The following is an 18,165-nucleotide window of genomic DNA, read 5'->3' on the forward strand; positions in this document are numbered from 1 at the left end:
CAGGTTCTGCCCTAAGTTGATCAAGAGGGGAATCGTTTGCGCTACATTCGTCCGAGTTCATTAGAAGATGCCATAGGGCTGTTGAATGAGGCCCCGGGCAAGGCCGCCATTCTGGCCGGCGGAAGCGATCTGCTGGTGAGAATGAAAGGCGGCTTTACCGAGCCCGACCTTATCATCGACATCAAGAGCATCGATGGATTGAGCCGCATCACGGAAGGCGACGATGGTTTCGTCATCGGTGCCGCAGTCTCCTGCGCAGTCCTCGGCGAGACTGTCGGTCTTCGGCGCGCGTGGCCCGGCGTTGTCGAAGGGGCGAACCTGATCGGCTCCAAGCAGGTGCAGGGACGTTGCACGATCGTCGGCAACCTCTGCAATGCATCACCTGCGGCCGACAGCGTGCCGGCGCTGGTGGCGGCCGGTGCCAAGGCCCTGATCAAGGGACCGGCCGGCTCCCGCACGATCCCGGTCGAACAGGTGCCCGTGGCCCCCGGCAGGACGTCGCTCGCCAAGGGCGAGATCATCGAAGCCATTTTGCTTGGCAAGCGCCAGCCAAATTCAGGCGATGCCTACCAGCGGTTCACGCCGCGCACGGAGATGGACATCGCTGTTGTCAGTGCTGCCGTCAACCTGACACTCGACGATCAGGGTGTGGTCCAGTTTGCGCGCGTCGCCCTTGGGGCTGCGGCGCCGACCGTGCTTCTCGTCGAAGCGGCAGCCGAGATTCTTGTCGGTTCGCGTGTCGATGAGGAGACGTTGGAGCGCCTCGCCGAGACGTGCTCTGCCGCCTGTCGCCCGATCGACGACAAGCGTGGCACGATCGAATTCCGGAAAAAAGTTGCGGGTGTGCTGGCCAAGCGGGTCGCGCTCACCGCCTATCAACGTGCGGGACAGAAGTGATGGCAGGCATAGCAGTTTCCACGACAATCAATGGCGACAACGCCGAATTCCTCTGTCATCCCGACGAAACGCTGCTTGACGTGTTGCGTGATCGCCTGGGCCTCATGGGGGTGAAGGAAGGATGCGGCACCGGCGATTGCGGCGCTTGCAGCGTCATTCTCGATGACCGTCTGGTCTGTTCCTGTCTGGTGCTTGGCGCTGAGGCAGAAGGCCGGAAAATCGAGACCGTCGAGGGCATGGCCCAAGGTGACAAACTCCATCCGCTGCAGCAGAAATTCCTCGAGCATGCCGCGCTTCAATGCGGGATCTGCACACCGGGCTTTCTGATTGCGGCGAAGGATCTTCTCGCTAAGAACCCGGATCCGACGGAAGAGGAAATCCGGTTCGGCCTTGCTGGAAATCTCTGCCGTTGCACCGGCTATGACAAGATCGTGCGCGCCGTCCAGGACGCGGCCAGCGTGATGAGAGGAGCATGACCATGGATTTTGATCCCAGCCACGCCAAGCGCAGCTTCTCCTCCGTTGGCACCCGCCCCATCCGACCGGATGGGGTCGACAAGGTGACGGGCCGCGCCCGCTATGGCGCAGATTTCAATATGCCGGGTCAACTGGTCGGGCGCATCCTGCGCAGCCCCCATGCCCATGCGATCATTCGCAAGATCGACACATCGAAGGCCGAGCAGCTTGCCGGCGTCAAGGCCGTGCTGACTGCAGCAGATCTGCCCGACTTCACCGATGGTGACGCGGCGATGTATGACATTCTCGACAACTGCATGGCCCGCAGGAAGGCGCTCTATGACGGGCATGCCGTCGCTGCGGTCGCCGCAGTCGATGCGCGCGTCGCCAAACAGGCGCTCAAGCTGATCGAGATCGAATACGAAATCCTGCCGCATGTCACCGACGTTGACGAAGCGTTTGCGGATGGCGCCCCTCTGATCAATGACACGATCATAACCGCGGGTGTTGAGCCCAGGCCAGAGCGCGCGTCGAATGTCTCGATGCGAAGCCAGTTCGGCCACGGCGATGTCGATGCCGGCATGGCAAAGGCCGACTTTGTGGTCGAGCGGACCTTCAAGACCGAACAGACGCATCAGGGCTATATCGAGCCGCATGCCTGCGTCGCCAATTTCAACGCCGATGGCACGGCGGAACTCTGGGTTTGTACGCAGGGGCACTTCGTCTATCGCCAGCATTGCGCCCAGTTGTTGGGCATCGCGGCCTCCAAACTGCGTGTGACGTCGTCCGAAATCGGCGGCGGCTTTGGCGGCAAGACCCATGTCTGGGCCGAACCGGTCGCGCTGGCGCTGTCGCGCAAGGCCGGCAGGCCGGTCAAGCTGGTCATGACGCGCGACGAGGTGTTTCGCGCATCGGGTCCGACGAGTGCCACGTCGATCGACGTGAAAATCGGCGCCATGAAGGACGGAACGATCGTGGCTGCCGATGCGACGCTCCGCTATTCTTGCGGTCCCTATACCGGCGCCTGGGCCGAGACCGGTGCGATGACGGCATTTGCCTGCTACAAACTCGAAAATGTCCGGACGGTCGGCTACGAAGTGCTGGTCAACCGGCCAAAGACCGCCGCCTACCGCGCACCGTCTGCGCCGATGGCAGCCTTCGCGGTGGAAAGCGCCATCGACGAACTTGCCAAGAAACTCGGCATGGATGCGGTCGACTTCCGGATCCAGAACGCGGCAAAGGAAGGGACCAGGTCGTCTTACGGCCCGGTCTACGGCCCGATCGGCATCGGCCCGACGCTGGAGGCGGTGAAGAACCACCCGCATATGAGGGCACCCCTGGGTGAGAACCAGGGGCGTGGCATGGCCTGTGGCTTCTGGTTCAACTTTGGCGGCCAGACCTGCGTCGACCTCAACATCGGCATGGACGGCACGGTTTCGCTGGCGGTTGGCACTGTCGATGTCGGCGGCTCGCGCGCCTCGCTGTCGCTGGTCGCGGCAGAAGAGCTCGGGATCGATTACGGTCAGGTCAGGGCGGTGATCGCCGACACGTCCAGCCTCGGCTACAATGACATGACCGATGGCAGCCGGGGAACTTTCTCATCGTCGATGGCCACCATTTCCGCCGCGCGCAACGCCATCAAGACCCTGCGCGAGCGCGCCGCGCAAATGTGGGATATTCCCGTCGAGGAAGTGGCCTGGGAACGCGGGCATGCGGTCGCCACGGGGAGCAGTCACGGAAATCTTCCGCCTCTCTCCCTCAAGGAGATTGCAGCGGCTTCCGGCAACACGGGGGGGCCAATCGCCGGTCACAGCGAACTCGTGGCCGATGGCGCTGGCGTGTCCTTTGCCACGCACATCTGCGATGTCGAGGTCGACCCCGAAACGGGCGGCACCAGGGTCCTGCGTTACACGGTGGTGCAGGATGCCGGCAAAGCCGTGCATCCGACCTATGTCGAAGGACAGTATCAGGGCGGCGCGGCGCAAGGCATCGGCTGGGCGCTCAACGAGGAATATATCTACGGCAAGGACGGCAGGCTGCAGAATGCCGGCTTCCTTGACTATCGTATTCCCGTCTGTTCGGATCTGCCCATGATCGATACGCAAATTCTGGAGATCCCCAATCCCAACCATCCCTATGGGGTTCGCGGCGTCGGGGAGACATCCATCGTCCCGCCGCTCGCAGCGGTGGCCAATGCCGTGTCCAACGCCGTGGGTGTGCGAATGGAGCATATTCCAATGTCGCCGCCGCGGATCCTGGCGGCGCTCGATGCCTGAGGAGGCCAGATGGTCGAGGTAACGTTGTGGGGCTCGCTCGCGGCAGCGGCCGACAACAACAGCAAGGTCGAGATCGAGGCAAGAAATATCCGGGAACTGTTCAAACGGTTGGCTGAACGGTTCCCGGCGCTCGAACCCCTCATGGACCGAGGCATCTCGGTGGCCATCGACGGAACGATCTATCGCGACACCTGGTCGAAGGAACTGCCGACGGGAGCGGAAATCTATCTGCTGCCAAGGCTGGCCGGCGGCTGATCGACTGTACGGATAGGTCGGATGTTATCAATTGATTCAATGGATTGCGCAATTCTGTATGTACCAAGTACCAGAAGACGGAGGTAGGGAAATGTCTTTTGGTAGGCGCTACCTCCGCCAGCGCACCACGCAGTTGGCGCTCGCCATATACGCGTGACATCTGCCGAATTTGGCCAATAGCCTGATGGGCATTCGGCCACCAGGGGATCACAAACGCTTTGCGCGTCATCTTGGTGAAGTGAACCGCTTCGGCATCTTTGTCGGTACTGCTTTTGATATCCGGTTCGTCGCAACGAAGGCGATAGCGAACGGGAATGGCGGCTTTGAGCCGAGACATTGATCGCGCAACCATTCACGATCGCGTTCCAGACCACCTTGCCGAGGGATTTGCAGCCAGCCGGCATCATGTGCTGGACAAGATAGTGGATATGATCCACTATCTTGTCCAGCACATTACGTGCAGCCGAACGCGAACAAAGTTACAAAAAAACTAGGGGAACTTATGTCGCAAAACACCACGTCGGCCGACGTGGTGCTCTCCGTTCGTAATCTCACGGTGGATCTGCCGCCGGGAATGGAGCGTACCCACGCGGTCAAGGACATTTCCTTCGATCTTCATGCGGGGGAAATCCTCTGCATCATCGGTGAGTCCGGATCGGGCAAGTCCGTCACCGCCAATACCATCATGGGCCTGCTGTCACCCGCGATCAAAGTCAGCGCGGGCGAGATCCATTTCCGCGGAATGGATATTCTGGCCGCTCGCGAGGAGAAGATCCGTCCCTTGCGGGGCCGGGCCGTGTCCATCATCTTCCAGGACCCGCTGTCCGCCCTCAATCCGCTGATGACCGTCGGTGACCAGATTGCTGAGGTTCTAGAGGCGCATGGATACGGAACGGCGGAAGCCCGCAAGGACAAGGTTCTCGCTCTGCTGGAGGAAGTGGGGCTGCCCGATCCGCCGTTGATGCGACTGCAGTATCCGTTCCGTCTTTCCGGCGGCCAACGACAACGGGTGATGATCGCGATGGCGCTGGCGCTTGACCCGGAAGTGTTGATCGCCGACGAACCGACGACGGCGCTCGACGTGACGACCCAGGCGCAGATTCTCGATCTCGTTCGCGCGATCCAGAAGCGCAAGGGCATGAGCGTCATGTTCATCACCCACGACTTTGGCGTTGTGGCCGAAATCGCCGATCGCGTCGTGGTGATGGAAAAGGGCCATCTAGTGGAGCAGGGCCGGGCCGATCAGGTGTTGGTCAGTCCTGCGCATCCCTATACAAGACGGCTCGTCGCCGCCGTGCCGCGCATGCGCACGACTGCCGGGGTGATCAGCGAGGCCCCGCCCGTCGTTCTGGAAGTGGAAAATCTCGAAAAGGAATATCGCAGCAGCGGCTCGCTGTTTCACAAGGCGCGTGTCGTTAAGGCAGTCAATCGCGTAAGCTTCCGGCTGCGCAAGGGGCAAACCCTTGGTGTCGTCGGCGAAAGCGGATCGGGCAAGTCCTCGCTCGGTCGTGTGCTGTTGAAGCTTTTGGAGCCGGACAGCGGCTCGATCCGCTTCGACGGGCGCGACATAGCCGCCATGACGGAAGAGAGCTTCAAATCGCTCCGTCCCTATATCCAAATGATTTTCCAGGATCCCTTTGCGTCGCTCAATCCGCGGCATACGATCGGCAGGATCCTGACGGTTGGGCCGGTTGCGCACGGTATCTCCGTGGCGGAAGCCCGTACGAAGGCGCTGAGGCTCCTGGAACTGGTCGGTCTCGACGAACAGGCCTATGACCGTTTTCCGCACGAATTTTCCGGCGGTCAGCGCCAGCGCATCGGCATTGCCCGGGCGCTGATGTTCGATCCCGTGGTGCTGGTGGCAGACGAGGCTGTGTCAGCCCTCGATGTCTCGATCCAGGCTCAGATCCTTGAGCTGCTGGCCCGCGTGCAGAGTGAAATGAAGGTGGCCATGATCTTTATTACCCATGATCTCAGGGTCGCGAGCCAGATCTGCGACGAGGTGCTGGTCATGCATAAGGGCGTCGTGGTGGAAGAGGGACCGCCGACGAAGATCTTCCGCGATCCGCAGCACGATTATACCCGCAAACTCGTTGCCGCGATCCCCGGCGCTGACTGGGAACCGGCGGTCGCGACTGGCTGATCACGAGGGGCGACCGGGAGGCGAGTTGCGCCGTCCGGTCGACCGCTCTGCTGCCTTCCGGGGCACCCTTTACGCTGGTTTTTTGTGAAGCCGGCGGCAATGTCGTTGTCCCTTTAAGTGTTTGAAAAAGAACGAAAATAGTTTCATCGTCGCGAATAATTTAGTTGATATTGTCCACTAATTGCCCTTTCATATCTGCACCAAACTGCAATACGAGATGGTCGAAGACCCGCACGGCAACGCCAGGAAATGGTGCTGCCTGACCGGAACCCTTTTGTCCATTCGAACGGAACCCTTGATGAGCAAGCCAACTGCCAAACCGCCGACAGTCCCAGAGGACATCAATATCGATGTGCTGGAAGACACGCTGAGCTTTTATATCCGCACCATCAACCTCGCGGTCTCCCGGGATCTCGATGAACGATTGGAGGGGCTGGATGTCGCAAAAGGCACTGGAAAGATCACCACACTGCTTCTTGTCGACGATTACCCGGGCATCCGGCCCTCTGTCATTGCGCATCTGATCCTCAAGGACCGTTCGGCCATGGGACGGTTGATCGATCAGATGGAGCAGCACGGGCTGATCCGTCGCGAAATGTCACCGGACGATAGCCGTGCCCAGGAGCTCTATATCACCGAAGCCGGGGCGTCTCTTGCAGTCAAGGTGCGCGAGATTGTGCCAAAACAATCGCGGGACTTCTTCTCGTTCATTCCAGAAGACGAGCAGAAGCTGGTGATTGACATCCTGCGACGCGCCTATCGGCGGATTGTGGGGCTGCCATGATGATCTCTCCCCAAAATGCCGTCGTGCTCGTTTCCGGCGCGAACCGCGGTATCGGCGACCATGTGGCAGCCGAACTGCTGCGGCAAGGGTGGTCTGTGTCGCTCGGCATGCGTCGGCCGGTGATGCCCCCCTGGGCCGAAGGCCATGAGAACCGCGTGCATCTGATGGCCTATGACGCCGACGACTCCAACGCGGAACGGCGATGGGTCGACGCGGCACTGAAACGCTTCGGCCGCATCGATGCTCTCGTTGCCAATGCCGGCATCATGATCCCGAAGACGGTGATCGAGGCCGACGACGAGGATATCGACGCCATGATGTCGGTGAATGTCAAGGCGCCGCGCCGTTTGGCCAAGGCCGCTTGGCAGTCGCTCTGCGAGACGGGGCGCGGCCGCGTCATCATCCTCGCGTCGCTGTCCGGAAAGCGGGTAAAATCCGCTGGTGCCGGCAGCTATTCGCTTTCGAAATTCGCGGCCATTGCACTCGCCCACGGCATCCGCCAGGCCGGCTTCGACATGGGCGTGCGGGCGACCGCCGTCTGCCCAGGTTTCGTCGCAACCGACATGGCTGCAGCCTTGACGGAACGCCCCGCCGATCTGCTCACCCAGCCGGACGATCTCGCACGCATCATCGCCATGCTGCTTTCCTTGCCGAACGAGGCCTCCGTTGCCGAATTTGCCGTGAATTGCCAACTTGAGGAGTTCTTCTGAAATGCCCGGTCCTTTTGTCGTTCCCGTCCATGGCGATGCCGAACTGCCGAAACAGGTGGATGTCGTCGTCATCGGCGGCGGGATCATCGGAACCTCGACGGCGCTTGAACTCGCCGACAGCGGCCTTCGGGTCGCGCTGTGCGAAAAGGGTGGCATCGGCCACGAACAGTCCAGCCGAAACTGGGGTTGGGTGCGCATCTCCCGGCGTGATCCCCGCGAAGTGCCGCTGATGGCCGAAGCACTGCGCATTTGGGCCGATCTTAACCGCCGCACCGGCCGCGAGACGGGTTTCAAGCGCTCCGGTATTGTCTTCACCTGTGCCGACGACAAACAGTTCGATGAGCACGAGCGCTGGAACCGAAATCTCGAAGGCTATCAGATCGAGAGCCGCATGCTGAGCGCGGCCGAATTCAACGCGAAGTATCCCGGAAGTCGGATGAAGATCGCTGGCGCTCTCTACACTGCCGGGGATTGCCGCGCCGAGCCGCAGAAGGCTGCTCCTGCGATTGCGGAAGCCGCGCGTGATCGCGGGGCGCATATTCTGACCGAATGCGCAGTACGGGGTCTGCAAATGGCCGGCGGTCGGGTGTCCGGGGTTGTTACCGAGCGCGGCGAAATCGCGTGCTCGTCCGTCGTCCTTGCTGGTGGCGCATGGTCCAGCCTGTTCATGGGCAACAATGGCCTCGACCTGCCGCAGTTGAAGGTGCTGAATTCGGTGCTGCGCACCAAGCCGCTTGAAGGGGGGCCGGAGGAGGCGATCTGGGCGAGCGGATTTGCGCTGCGCAAACGCCAGGATGGCGGCTACACGATTGCCGACGGGACCCGCAATGTCGTCGATATCGTCCCGGCCTCGTTCCGCCATGGCATGAAGTTCTTACCGGCTTTCTCGCATGAATGGCGATCACTGCGTTTCAGACTTTCGGGCCGTTTTTTCGATGAGGCCCGCATCCCCCGTCGCTGGGCGCTCGATGAAGCGTCGCCATTCGAATACAATCGGGTGCTCGATCCCATTCCATCCAAGGCCATGTCGGACGCGGCGCTGAAGCGTCTCTCTGAGGCTTTTCCGGTGTTCAAAAAGGCAGAGATCGCCCAACGCTGGGGCGGCATGATCGACGTCACTCCGGATGCTGTTCCCGTGATCGATGCCATTGATGCGATTCCAGGTTTCCATGTTGCAACCGGATTTTCAGGCCATGGCTTCGGCATTGGCCCGGCCGCCGGCCGTCTGATGGCCGATATTGTCACGGGTCGTACTCCAATCGTTGATCGCCACGATTTCCGTTTCAGCCGCTTTTCCGATGGCTCGAAGATTGAGTTGATCAGCGGTTTCTGAAGAGAGGAGGCAGGCGGTCTGTCCGCCCGCTCCCAATGCATACGGCAGGCAACTGCTGTCGGGAGGCATACCGCCCGCAGAGGCGGATTGAATGACGTGAGATCACTGTCAATCCATCGGATAAAGGGGAACAAAAATGTCCGACCAGAAGAAGCCTTTCATGAACACGACCCGCCGTCAGGCGCTCAGCCTGCTGGCACTCGGCACCTCCGGTGTCCTGCTTTCAGGCCTACCGGGTTTGTCGCGCGCACTGGCACAGGAGGCCAAGAACCCGAAAGGCCAATTGACCGTCGGCTTCTCCCAGGAGCCTACTGTTTTCAATCCGCATATGCCACATATTGAGGTCGACGAAGGCATCCATTTCAGCATCTTCGACCCGCTCTTCTATGTGGATGAGAAGGGGGCTTTTGTTGCAGCGCTGGCGGCCGAGGTCCCGACGGTCGAGAACGGCGGGATTTCCGCCGATGGCCTTTCCTGGAAGGTGAAGTTGCGCGACGACGTAAAGTGGCATGACGGTACGCCGTTCACCGCCGAGGACGTCAAATTCACGCTTGAGCTGCTGGTAGATCCAAATTTCCGCTCATGGCGCAAGACCGGCCATGAATACGTTCGCGAGCTGACAGTCGTCTCTCCGACGGAAATTACCTGGAAGATGGAGAAGCCGTTCGCGCCCTATCCGTCGATCCTTGCCTCTACTTTCATCACACCGAAGCACGCTTTGGGTGCCGAAGCAGACAAAAACACTGCGCCTTACAACAATGCGCCGGTCGGAACCGGCCCGTTCAAGTGGAAGGAACGCGTCGCCGGCGACTACATCCTGCTGGAAGCCAATACGGATTATTTCGCCGATGGCCCGCATATCGAAAAGCTCATCTACAAATACGTGCCTGATCTCAACGTCATGTACACGCAGTTCAAGACCGGCGACATCAACGTCGTTGGCCTGCAGTGGATCACACCGGATCACTATGACGAGGCCAAGGCGCTCGAGGGCAAGGTGGTTACGGTCGTGCCGGGCTCAACCGTTGAGTCCTTCACCTTCAACATGGAGCGGCCGCAGTTCAAGGACCCAAAGGTTCGCGAGGCGCTCTACCACGCCATTGATAAGCAGTCGATCATCGACGCGCTCTATTACGGCTTGCCGTCGCCGACTGAAAGCTATGTGCCGCAACAGTCCTACTACTACAATCCCGACCTTCCGAAACACGAGTACTCGATGGAGAAGGCCAAGGCACTTCTGGACGAAGCTGGCTGGGTGGCCGGCGACGACGGCATTCGCGCCAAGGACGGAGTGAAGCTCGCCTTTACTTGCTCAACCACGGCTGGCAACCACATCCGCGAACAGGTGCAGCAATACATGCAGCAGTCGTTCAAGGACCTCGGCGTGGAGATGACAATTTCCAACCTGCCGCCGGCTGTCATGTGGGGCGACTACTGGATGCTGTCGAAGTTCGACACCGTGATCGTCGGTCTTGATTTCCTCACCGGTCCCGACCCGGATACATCGGACTTCTTCCGATCCAATTCCAGTCCGGCCAAGGGTGGATCCGGCCAGAATACCTGGCAGTTTGCCAATACGGAGGTGGATGAACTGCTGGCCAAGGGCGGCAGCCTCTTCGTGCCGGAAGAGCGCAAGGCGGCCTATCTCAAGATCCAGGAGATCATGCGCGAGGAGCTGCCATTCCTGCCGCTCTTCCAGTATGCGACGGTGCGCGGCCACAAGCAGGGTGTCGAGAACGTGGTGTTCAACATCAACACCCGCATCGACACCTGGAATGTCGGAAGCTGGAGCCTCAGCTGATCGTGACAACGGTTGGGTCTGCCTCAGGCCCTTCACGTCGAGTCGTGACGAACGGAAAGGGGGCGGCTCCGCCAGAGCCGCTCTCCAGCCGGCCGTCGCCGACGATTCCCATGGCTGTCTCAAAGGTGTGTTTCAAACGGAATGCGCCTCGGACCGACCCGGAGCACCGCTCATGTTCGCCTATCTTCTGAACCGCCTCTGGCAAAGCCTCGTGTTGCTCGTGCTCGTCTCGATCATCGGCTTTGCCATTCTCAATCTCGCGCCCGGCGGACCGCTATCGCAATTTGCGCTGACCCCCGGTATGACGCGCGAGGCGCTGGACCGCATCGCCCAGCAGATGGGGCTCGACCGACCGCTGCCGATCCAGTATCTCGACTGGGCTTGGCGTCTGCTGCGGGGAGACTGGGGCACGTCCTATCGTGACCAGCGCCCCGTGCTCGATATCATTTCCGGGCATCTCTTCGCTACGCTTCTGCTGATGGTCTCGTCCACTCTCGTCTCGGTTCTGATCGGGACCTGGATTGGCATCAGGGGCGCCACGAAGCGTTATTCCCTGTTTGATTACACCGCAACCATCGGGGCCATGGTGGCACTGTCGATCCCGACCTTCTGGTTTGGCCTTGTCGCCATCTATGTCTTCGCACTGAAGCTGAAATGGCTGCCGGCCGGCAACATGTACACGATCGGCGACCAGTCCTTCTCTGACTATGCTGTCCACTTGGTGATGCCGAGCCTCGTGCTGGCTCTCGTCAACATTGCCGTGTGGAGCCGCTACATGCGCACGGCCACGCTTGACGTCATCAACCAGGATTTCGTCCGAACGGCCCGCGCCAAGGGACTAACGCCGCGCCGGGTTCTGATGAAGCATGTGGTCGGCAACGCGCTGCTGCCGATGATCACGCTGGCCGGTCTGCAACTTCCGACCATCCTCGGCGGCGCGCTCGTGACCGAGACCGTCTTCACCTGGCCAGGCATGGGCCGGCTTTTCCTCGATAGCCTGGGCTATCACGACTACCCGGTTGTGATGGGCCTGTTGATGTTCTCCGCCATCCTTGTGCTCGCCGGTAGCCTCATCGCCGACATGCTGGTTGCGCTCGTCGATCCACGCATCCGGCTCGGGTAACGCCGTTTGTCGTGAACGCTGCCTTTTCCGAAGGAGAGACCATGTCCGCTGCAACGCTTCCATCTTCGGCCGCTTCGGCCAGCTCCCACTGGTGGCAGAACCGCACGCTTCGGCGTTTCGCTCGCCACAAGCTGGCGGTCCTCGGTCTCGTCATGATCTCCATCATGATCGTCGCCTGTGTCCTGGGGCCGCATATACTGCCCTATGACGAGCTCTTCATTGATCTGCGGGCGCGCTTCGCACCGCCGCTTACAGGCTACCACATTTTCGGCACCGATCCGCTGGGTCGCGACATCGCCGCACGGCTTTTCAATGCGGGCCGTATTTCTCTGCTCGTCGGTTTCTTCGCAATGGTTCTCTCGACGCTAATCGGGACCGTGATCGGCGTGGTCGCCGGCTATTATGGCGGTCGCCTCGGCGCTGTCCTGATGCGTTTCGTCGATGCTTTCCTGTCCTTTCCGAGCATCTTCCTGCTTCTGGCGCTCGCCGCCTTTGTCAAGCCGAGCCCCTTCATGATCACGGTGATCATCGCGGTCACCAGCTGGATGGAGATTGCGCGGCTGGTAGAGGCAGAGGTGCGCTCGTTACGCGAGCGTGATTTCGTTCTGGCTGCGCGCATGCTGGGGCTTCCCAACGCCTGGATCATGTTCCGGGAGATCCTGCCGAATGCGATGGGTCCGATCATCGTGGCGGCGACACTCACGGTGGCGCGTGCGATCCTGCTGGAGGCCTATATCAGCTTCCTCGGCTATGGCATCCAGCCGCCACTGCCGAGCTGGGGCAACATGCTGAACGGCGCCCAGCAATATCTCGACAAGGCGCCCTGGCTTGCCATCGTGCCGGGTGTGGCAATTACCCTTGCCGTCACCAGCTTTAACTTCATCGGCGATGGCTTGCGCGATGCGCTCGATGCCCGCAGCGACCTGAACTGAGGGGGAGGGTGGCATGACGGTCTTTTCGCCCTTCGACGTTACACTGTGGTACGCAACCGCCGCCCCGGCTCCGAAGACCGGGCAGCTCGATGGCAGCGTCAGAGCCGATGTCTGCATTGTCGGTGCCGGCTATGCCGGGCTCACGACAGCGCTGGAGTTGGCCAAAGCCGGCGTACGCGTCCTCGTGCTGGAACGTGAGGAAGCGGGCTTTGGCGGTTCCGGCCGCAATGCCGGCCATTGCACGCCGACGTTCACCCATTACAGCCTGCCGGAGCTCAGGCGCATGCTGGGCGAGCCCTGGGCGGAACGGCTGATTGAGCGCCAGACGCGGGCTAATGACCGCGTCGGTGCGATGATCCGCGACTATCAGATTGATTGCGAATGGGTGCAGAACGGCTACGTGATGGGCGCCCCGCACCGCCGCGCTGTCGAGGCGATCCGTGAGAAGGTGGAGACCTACAATGCCGTCGGCGCGCGGACCCGGTTCGTGGACCGGGACGAAGTGGCGGCAATCACCGGTAGCCCGCGTTTTCACGGCGGCTGGCTGCATGAGGAGGCGGGGCACCTCAATCCGCTCGGCTATGCGCGTGGCTTGGCCCGGGCCGTGCTGCAGGAAGGCGGTGCGATTTATACAGGCTCAGCTGCGATATCGTGTGAGAGGGATGTGGGAGGCGGCTGGAAGGTCGCGACGGCCCGAGGCCATGTGATCGCGGACAAGGTGGTCTTCACCACCGGTGCCTATACCGTCGGAGGCTGGCCGAAACTCGACCGTAGCTTCAAGATTCAGCGCGTCTTCGTCGCAGCCACCCAGGTTCTGTCGCCGGAAACGCGCGCCCAGGTTCTGCCGAACAATACCACCATCCACGATGGCCGCGGCGACATCTATGTCTACAAATACAATGCCGAGGGCCGCATCGTCGCCTCCATGTTCCCGATGGGGAGGCGTGGGCGGGACATGGCCTATACACGACAGGTGATGAGCGAGCGTCTCAAATGGCTGCATCCCCAGATCCGCGAAGAAATCCGCTGGGACTATTTCTGGTTCGGCGAACTCGACATGCAGTATCGCACGGTCCCGCGTTTCTATGATCTGGCGCCGGGTGTCGTCGCGTTGACCGGCCTTTCGGGCCGCGGTGTGCCAACTGGCTCCATGCTGGGCTCTATCCTGTCGGAATGGGCGTTGGGCCGGCCGGAGAACGAACTGGCTCTGAAACTGGAGCCGCTCAAGGCTGCGCCCTTCTACATGTCCTTCGGACCGGCATTGACGCTTCGCTACTACAGACTGCGCGACAATCTCGTTACCCGGCTTTCCGGCGCCCCTCTGCCGCCACACGCCTGATCTGCTGCCCGAGTACGGTACGCCGATTGCCTCACGATAGATTCCAAGGAGACAACAATGAGCATGCCCATCTACAACATTGCCGATGACATCGATCTTACCCCCGCCATGCCGGCCGAGGGGCGGGATGGGGGCTCCTGGCGCCGCTCGATCTGGCAGGACACCGTCGAAAACGGCACGATCGTCGCCGTGTGGAAGGCAGAGCCCGGAATCTACAACTATCCCGGCCGCGATCTCGAAGAGACATTTGTCGTCGTTGAAGGCGAGGCGGTCTATTCGCAGGCGGATTCAGCGCCAGTGAAGATCGGACCCGGCTCCATTGTCAGCATCGCCAGAGGCGTTCCAAGCCGTCTTGAAATCCTCTCGCCCTTCCGCAAACTGGCGACGGTCATTCCGAAGCCATAGAGAGATCGTTGGTCTCGACATCCGACACAGAGGCGCGCTCGAGCAGTTCGGTCTGCAGGACAATGCGGCGGGGAGGGCCGTTTTCTCCGTTCAGTCGCTCAACCAGCAGCTTCGCAGACGTCTCGCCGAGTTGGTAAACCGGCTGGCGCACGACGGTGACGGCTGGGCTTGTTACAGATGTCCAGTCTGCATCGTGAAACGAGACCAATGACACATCCCGTGGAATTTCGATGCCGAGGTTGCGGCAGATCTTGAAGACGTCCAGGCCGATGACGCTGTCGGATGCAATGATGGCGGTTGGAGCCTGCGGTGCGGTGAGCATGGAGGTGACGATGTTCTTCGTGTCGTCTTGCGTCAGGGCGCCGAGGCGCACCCACTGATCCATCTCCGACAGTCCTGCCTCGCGACAGACGTGCAAGAAGCCCTCGATGCGTCGGCGCACTGAGCCGGTGCTGATGTCGGACGGCGCGCGGAAACAATGGTCCGGGGTGTCACAGGCGGTGAGATAGGCAATGCGCCGGTGGCCGCCTGCAATCAGCCGGCGCGTGATGTTTTCTGCGGCATGGCCGTCATCGGCAACGACCGTATCGACGCCCAGGGTTCTGCTACCGCGATCGAGCAGCACCATGGGCCGGCCGGTTCGGATCACGTCCTTCAGGTGATCGACGTCGCTTTCCTTGGCCGGGGAGACAATCAGCCCGTCGACACGCTTGGCCAGCAGCGTCCGGACTGCGGCTTTCTCGGTCTCCGGATTCTCGCCGGAATTGGTGAGGATCACGGTGAAGCCCGCCTGCCGGGCAATGTCGGTGATGCCGCGAACCGCCAGGCTGAAGAACGGGTTCTCAATGTCGCCGACGACGACACCGATGGTGCCGGAGCGGCCGGTGGTCATGCTGCGGGCGAGTTCGTTCGGCCGGTAGTTCAATGCGCGCGCGGCAAGGGTCACTGCATCACGCACCCGGTCGCTGACGGTGCCATATCCGCCAAGAACGCGTGCGGCCGTGGCCTTCGAGACGCCCGCCATGCGAGCGACATCGGCCACTGTGACGGAGTTGTTCCGGGGCAGGGTGGGGTCCATGGGCTTAGCCTTACAAGAGATGCCGATGGTTGGCAAATGCCAAAATAGCGCTTGACAAACATCAAAGAGACCGGTCTCAATGCGCAAAGAGACCGGTCTCATTGCGTTGAGACACGCTCCCGAAATGCGCGTTGTCCAGGCCGAACAGGTGGCTTTTGCCGTCCGTCGGATGGTTCCCGCATGCCGTGAATGCAGATCAAGAAAACCACCAGAGGAGACGAAACAATGCGAATGACACAAGCCTTCACCGCCCGCTTCTCACGCCTGCCAGCCGTGGCCTTCCTGCTTGCGCTCGGCATGTTGGGTAGCGCTCCGCTTGAGGCCAATGCGCAGGACAATCCGCTTGGCCTCATCGATCCCGCCATCATCAGCGTCGGCACGATGGGGGATGCAAAGCCCTATGCCTTCACCACTGCCGACGGCAACTTTACTGGCTTTGACATTGAGCTCTTTCTCAATGTGGCCGAACGTCTCGGCTTCAAGAAGGATCAGGTCGTCTTTACCGGCCAGGAATTCTCCGCTCTGATGCCCTCGGTAGCCAATGGTCGCTTCGACATTGCGGCGGCTGCCATCGGCACGACGGACAAGCGCAAGGAAACCGTTGATTTCTCGGACGGCTATCTCGCGGGATTCCTGACCGTGCTCACTCCGGATGGGGGCATTACCGATGCGGCCGGACTGAACGGAAAGCGGCTCGGCGTCGTGCAGGGCACGCTGCAGGAGATCTATGCCGAGAAGAATTTCACCGGTGCCGATCTGGTGAAATTCCCGGACAATAACTCCGCCGTCTCCGGGCTGAACAATGGCACAATTGATGCCCACTTCCTCGACTACGAGGCAGCAAAAGACTATTCCGCCCGTTATCCCGATCTCAAAGTGGCGATCAATATTCCGAGCTTCGATGCGCCGGCCGGCTTCGTTATCCGCAAGGGCAATGACGCACTGCGCGAAGCGCTGAACAAGGCCCTGCATGACGCGATGCAGGACGGCACTTGGAAAACGCTGCACGAAAAGTGGTTCCCCGGCACGCCTATGCCGGACACGTATCTTCCCAAGCCTTGAGGCCATCTTGCCGGTCCGATCCTGTCGGTCGGACCGGCCTTTCTTGCAAGGAACCCCTTGATGAACTGGCTTGAAAATCTGCGACGCAGTTTCCTTGACTGGAATGCAATGGCCGAAGTCCTGCCGACCATGATCACGGTCGGCCTGAAGAATACATTGATCCTGGCGGCCGCGTCGACGGTGCTCGGTGTCGTCATCGGCATGATGCTCGCCATCATGGGGATCTCCCGATCTGCATGGCTGCGTATACCCGCTCGTCTTTACACGGACATTTTTCGCGGCCTGCCTGCCATCGTTACCATTCTGCTGATTGGACAGGGCTTTGCGCGCATCGGCCGAGAATTCTTCGGTCCGTCCCCTTATCCGCTCGGTATCCTTGCGCTCAGCCTGATCGCCGGCGCCTATATCGGCGAGATCTTCCGCTCGGGCATCCAGAGTGTCGATCGTGGCCAGATGGAGGCATGCCGAGCGCTTTCGATGAGTTATGGGCAGGGAATGCGGCTGATCGTCGTGCCGCAGGGGGTGCGTCGCGTGCTACCCGCCCTCGTCAACCAGTTCATCGGGAACGTGAAGGATTCGAGCCTTGTTTATTTCCTCGGCCTGCTTGCGTCCGAGCGTGAGATCTTTCGCGTGGGGCAGGACCAGGCCGTCGTGACCGGGAATCTTTCGCCGCTGCTGTTGGCCGGTGTCTTTTATCTCCTGATCACTGTGCCGCTCACCCACGTGGTCAATGCTATCGACGCGCGCTTGCGGCTCGGAAAGCAGCGTCCGGCCGTCGTCACAAGCGGGCTTGAGGAGGTTGGCGAACTGGATGCCGCTGCTGGCACTTCCGAGGTTGCCTTCAAGGGCGGAAGCCTCGATGTGAGAAATCTCGGCATGGCCTACGGCGACCTGGACGTGCTCAAGGGGGTCGACTTGTCGGTGAAGCCAGGCAGTGTCACCTGCATCATCGGTCCGTCCGGCTCTGGCAAATCGACCTTGCTGCGCGGCTTGAACCGTCTGGTCGAACCGAAGTCCGGCGACATCTTCATCGACGGCGAGAGCATTTTGACCATGAAGCCGGAAACGCTGCGCAGGCGGGTTGGCATGGTGTTCCAGCACTTCAACCTCTTCCCGGATCATACGGCCCTTGAAAATGTCATGCTTTCGCTGACGAAGATCAAGGGGATGCCGAAGGTGGAAGCCGAGCGGATCGCCAAGGCGCGGCTTGCCGATGTCGGTCTCGAGAGCCGTCAGCATCATTTGCCCAGCGGGCTCTCCGGCGGTCAGCAGCAGCGCGTCGCGATCGCCCGAGCGCTCGCGATGGAACCGGAAGTCATTCTCTTCGACGAGGTGACCAGCGCTCTCGATCCGGAACTGGTCAAGGGTGTCCTGAACCTTATGGCGGATCTCGGCGGGCGCGGCATGACCATGGTCGTCGTCACCCATGAAATGGGGTTCGCCCGCCGCGTCGCTGATCAGGTCGTCTTCATGGACGAGGGACGCGTGGTGGAAACCGGCACGCCCGAGGCCATCTTTGACAATCCGCAGAGCCCGAGGCTTCAGCGGTTCCTGGCGGAAGTGCTCTGAAGG

16 protein-coding genes are annotated in these 18,165 nt (G+C 60.9%); 15 read left to right on the plus strand and 1 reads right to left on the minus strand.

Annotated elements, in window-relative coordinates; all coding sequences use genetic code 11:
* The first annotated feature begins 36 nt into the window (after positions 1–36).
* The 13 genes from DFO46_RS06995 to DFO46_RS07055 all read left to right on the plus strand — a co-directional run bounded on the left by DFO46_RS06995 (position 37) and on the right by DFO46_RS07055 (position 14,453).
* The gene (locus DFO46_RS06995) at positions 37–897 is read left to right on the plus strand and encodes a xanthine dehydrogenase family protein subunit M (RefSeq protein WP_120276802.1); all 861 of its coding nucleotides are present in this window, start codon (positions 37–39) and stop codon (positions 895–897) included.
* Entirely contained in the window at positions 897–1,373 is a 477-nt protein-coding gene (locus DFO46_RS07000; RefSeq protein ID WP_110790514.1) for a (2Fe-2S)-binding protein, read from the plus strand. Before DFO46_RS06995 ends, DFO46_RS07000 begins: the two co-directional genes overlap by 1 nt.
* Positions 1,374–1,375: 2 nt before the next feature.
* Entirely contained in the window at positions 1,376–3,628 is a 2,253-nt protein-coding gene (locus tag DFO46_RS07005; RefSeq protein ID WP_120278171.1) for a xanthine dehydrogenase family protein molybdopterin-binding subunit, read from the plus strand.
* Between the two features lie 9 nt (positions 3,629–3,637).
* Positions 3,638–3,883 (plus strand): MoaD/ThiS family protein, encoded by a 246-nt coding sequence (locus tag DFO46_RS07010; protein WP_120276803.1) that lies wholly within the window; start codon positions 3,638–3,640, stop codon positions 3,881–3,883.
* A 502-nt stretch (positions 3,884–4,385) separates the two neighbouring features.
* Positions 4,386–6,026 (plus strand): ABC transporter ATP-binding protein, encoded by a 1,641-nt coding sequence (locus tag DFO46_RS07015; RefSeq protein WP_120276804.1) that lies wholly within the window; start codon positions 4,386–4,388, stop codon positions 6,024–6,026.
* A gap of 298 nt (positions 6,027–6,324) precedes the next feature.
* Positions 6,325–6,810: a MarR family winged helix-turn-helix transcriptional regulator gene (locus DFO46_RS07020; protein WP_120276805.1), complete on the plus strand. Its 486-nt coding sequence runs from the start codon at positions 6,325–6,327 to the stop codon at positions 6,808–6,810.
* Positions 6,810–7,520, plus strand: coding sequence for an SDR family NAD(P)-dependent oxidoreductase (locus DFO46_RS07025; protein WP_183041926.1), 711 nt, complete (start codon positions 6,810–6,812; stop codon positions 7,518–7,520). Before DFO46_RS07020 ends, DFO46_RS07025 begins: the two co-directional genes overlap by 1 nt.
* 1 nt (position 7,521) lies before the next feature.
* Positions 7,522–8,853: an FAD-binding oxidoreductase gene (locus DFO46_RS07030; protein ID WP_120276807.1), complete on the plus strand. Its 1,332-nt coding sequence runs from the start codon at positions 7,522–7,524 to the stop codon at positions 8,851–8,853.
* A 136-nt stretch (positions 8,854–8,989) separates the two neighbouring features.
* The gene (locus DFO46_RS07035; protein ID WP_120276808.1) at positions 8,990–10,654 is read left to right on the plus strand and encodes a peptide ABC transporter substrate-binding protein; all 1,665 of its coding nucleotides are present in this window, start codon (positions 8,990–8,992) and stop codon (positions 10,652–10,654) included.
* 172 nt (positions 10,655–10,826) lie between these two features.
* Positions 10,827–11,777, plus strand: a complete 951-nt coding sequence (locus DFO46_RS07040) for an ABC transporter permease (RefSeq protein WP_120276809.1) — start codon at positions 10,827–10,829, stop codon at positions 11,775–11,777.
* A gap of 41 nt (positions 11,778–11,818) precedes the next feature.
* Positions 11,819–12,709, plus strand: a complete 891-nt coding sequence (locus DFO46_RS07045; protein WP_120276810.1) for an ABC transporter permease — start codon at positions 11,819–11,821, stop codon at positions 12,707–12,709.
* A 13-nt stretch (positions 12,710–12,722) separates the two neighbouring features.
* Positions 12,723–14,048 carry an FAD-binding oxidoreductase gene (locus DFO46_RS07050; protein ID WP_120276811.1) on the plus strand — a complete coding sequence of 442 codons (1,326 nt, stop codon included), beginning with the start codon at positions 12,723–12,725 and terminating at the stop codon, positions 14,046–14,048.
* A gap of 57 nt (positions 14,049–14,105) precedes the next feature.
* Entirely contained in the window at positions 14,106–14,453 is a 348-nt protein-coding gene (locus tag DFO46_RS07055) for a cupin domain-containing protein (RefSeq protein ID WP_120276812.1), read from the plus strand.
* On the opposite strand, the gene DFO46_RS07060 is transcribed toward DFO46_RS07055, so the two are convergent.
* Positions 14,437–15,531 carry a LacI family DNA-binding transcriptional regulator gene (locus tag DFO46_RS07060; RefSeq protein WP_120276813.1) on the minus strand — a complete coding sequence of 365 codons (1,095 nt, stop codon included), beginning with the start codon at positions 15,529–15,531 and terminating at the stop codon, positions 14,437–14,439. The genes DFO46_RS07055 and DFO46_RS07060 overlap by 17 nt on opposite strands.
* A gap of 225 nt (positions 15,532–15,756) precedes the next feature.
* On the opposite strand from DFO46_RS07060, the gene DFO46_RS07065 reads away from it, so the two are divergent.
* Together DFO46_RS07065 and DFO46_RS24230 are read left to right on the plus strand one after the other, a co-directional pair.
* Positions 15,757–16,593 carry an ABC transporter substrate-binding protein gene (locus DFO46_RS07065; RefSeq protein WP_120276814.1) on the plus strand — a complete coding sequence of 279 codons (837 nt, stop codon included), beginning with the start codon at positions 15,757–15,759 and terminating at the stop codon, positions 16,591–16,593.
* A 60-nt stretch (positions 16,594–16,653) separates the two neighbouring features.
* A complete protein-coding gene (locus DFO46_RS24230) occupies positions 16,654–18,162 on the plus strand; it encodes an amino acid ABC transporter permease/ATP-binding protein (RefSeq protein WP_120276815.1) in 1,509 nt (502 codons plus the stop codon).
* Positions 18,163–18,165: the final 3 nt, after the last annotated feature.

It is taken from the genome of Rhizobium sp. AG855 (assembly GCF_003610655.1).
Classification (GTDB): domain Bacteria; phylum Pseudomonadota; class Alphaproteobacteria; order Rhizobiales; family Rhizobiaceae; genus Allorhizobium; species Allorhizobium wuzhouense.

Coding starts and splice junctions, on each gene's coding strand:
- DFO46_RS07000 (WP_110790514.1), top strand. CDS start 897: ATGGCAGGCATAGCAGTTTCCACGACAATCAATGGCGACAACGCCGAA.
- DFO46_RS07005 (WP_120278171.1), top strand. CDS start 1,376: ATGGATTTTGATCCCAGCCACGCCAAGCGCAGCTTCTCCTCCGTTGGC.
- DFO46_RS07010 (WP_120276803.1), top strand. CDS start 3,638: ATGGTCGAGGTAACGTTGTGGGGCTCGCTCGCGGCAGCGGCCGACAAC.
- DFO46_RS07015 (WP_120276804.1), top strand. CDS start 4,386: ATGTCGCAAAACACCACGTCGGCCGACGTGGTGCTCTCCGTTCGTAAT.
- DFO46_RS07020 (WP_120276805.1), top strand. CDS start 6,325: ATGAGCAAGCCAACTGCCAAACCGCCGACAGTCCCAGAGGACATCAAT.
- DFO46_RS07025 (WP_183041926.1), top strand. CDS start 6,810: ATGATCTCTCCCCAAAATGCCGTCGTGCTCGTTTCCGGCGCGAACCGC.
- DFO46_RS07030 (WP_120276807.1), top strand. CDS start 7,522: ATGCCCGGTCCTTTTGTCGTTCCCGTCCATGGCGATGCCGAACTGCCG.
- DFO46_RS07035 (WP_120276808.1), top strand. CDS start 8,990: ATGTCCGACCAGAAGAAGCCTTTCATGAACACGACCCGCCGTCAGGCG.
- DFO46_RS07040 (WP_120276809.1), top strand. CDS start 10,827: ATGTTCGCCTATCTTCTGAACCGCCTCTGGCAAAGCCTCGTGTTGCTC.
- DFO46_RS07045 (WP_120276810.1), top strand. CDS start 11,819: ATGTCCGCTGCAACGCTTCCATCTTCGGCCGCTTCGGCCAGCTCCCAC.
- DFO46_RS07050 (WP_120276811.1), top strand. CDS start 12,723: ATGACGGTCTTTTCGCCCTTCGACGTTACACTGTGGTACGCAACCGCC.
- DFO46_RS07055 (WP_120276812.1), top strand. CDS start 14,106: ATGAGCATGCCCATCTACAACATTGCCGATGACATCGATCTTACCCCC.
- DFO46_RS07060 (WP_120276813.1), bottom strand. CDS start 15,531: ATGGACCCCACCCTGCCCCGGAACAACTCCGTCACAGTGGCCGATGTC.
- DFO46_RS07065 (WP_120276814.1), top strand. CDS start 15,757: ATGCGAATGACACAAGCCTTCACCGCCCGCTTCTCACGCCTGCCAGCC.
- DFO46_RS24230 (WP_120276815.1), top strand. CDS start 16,654: ATGAACTGGCTTGAAAATCTGCGACGCAGTTTCCTTGACTGGAATGCA.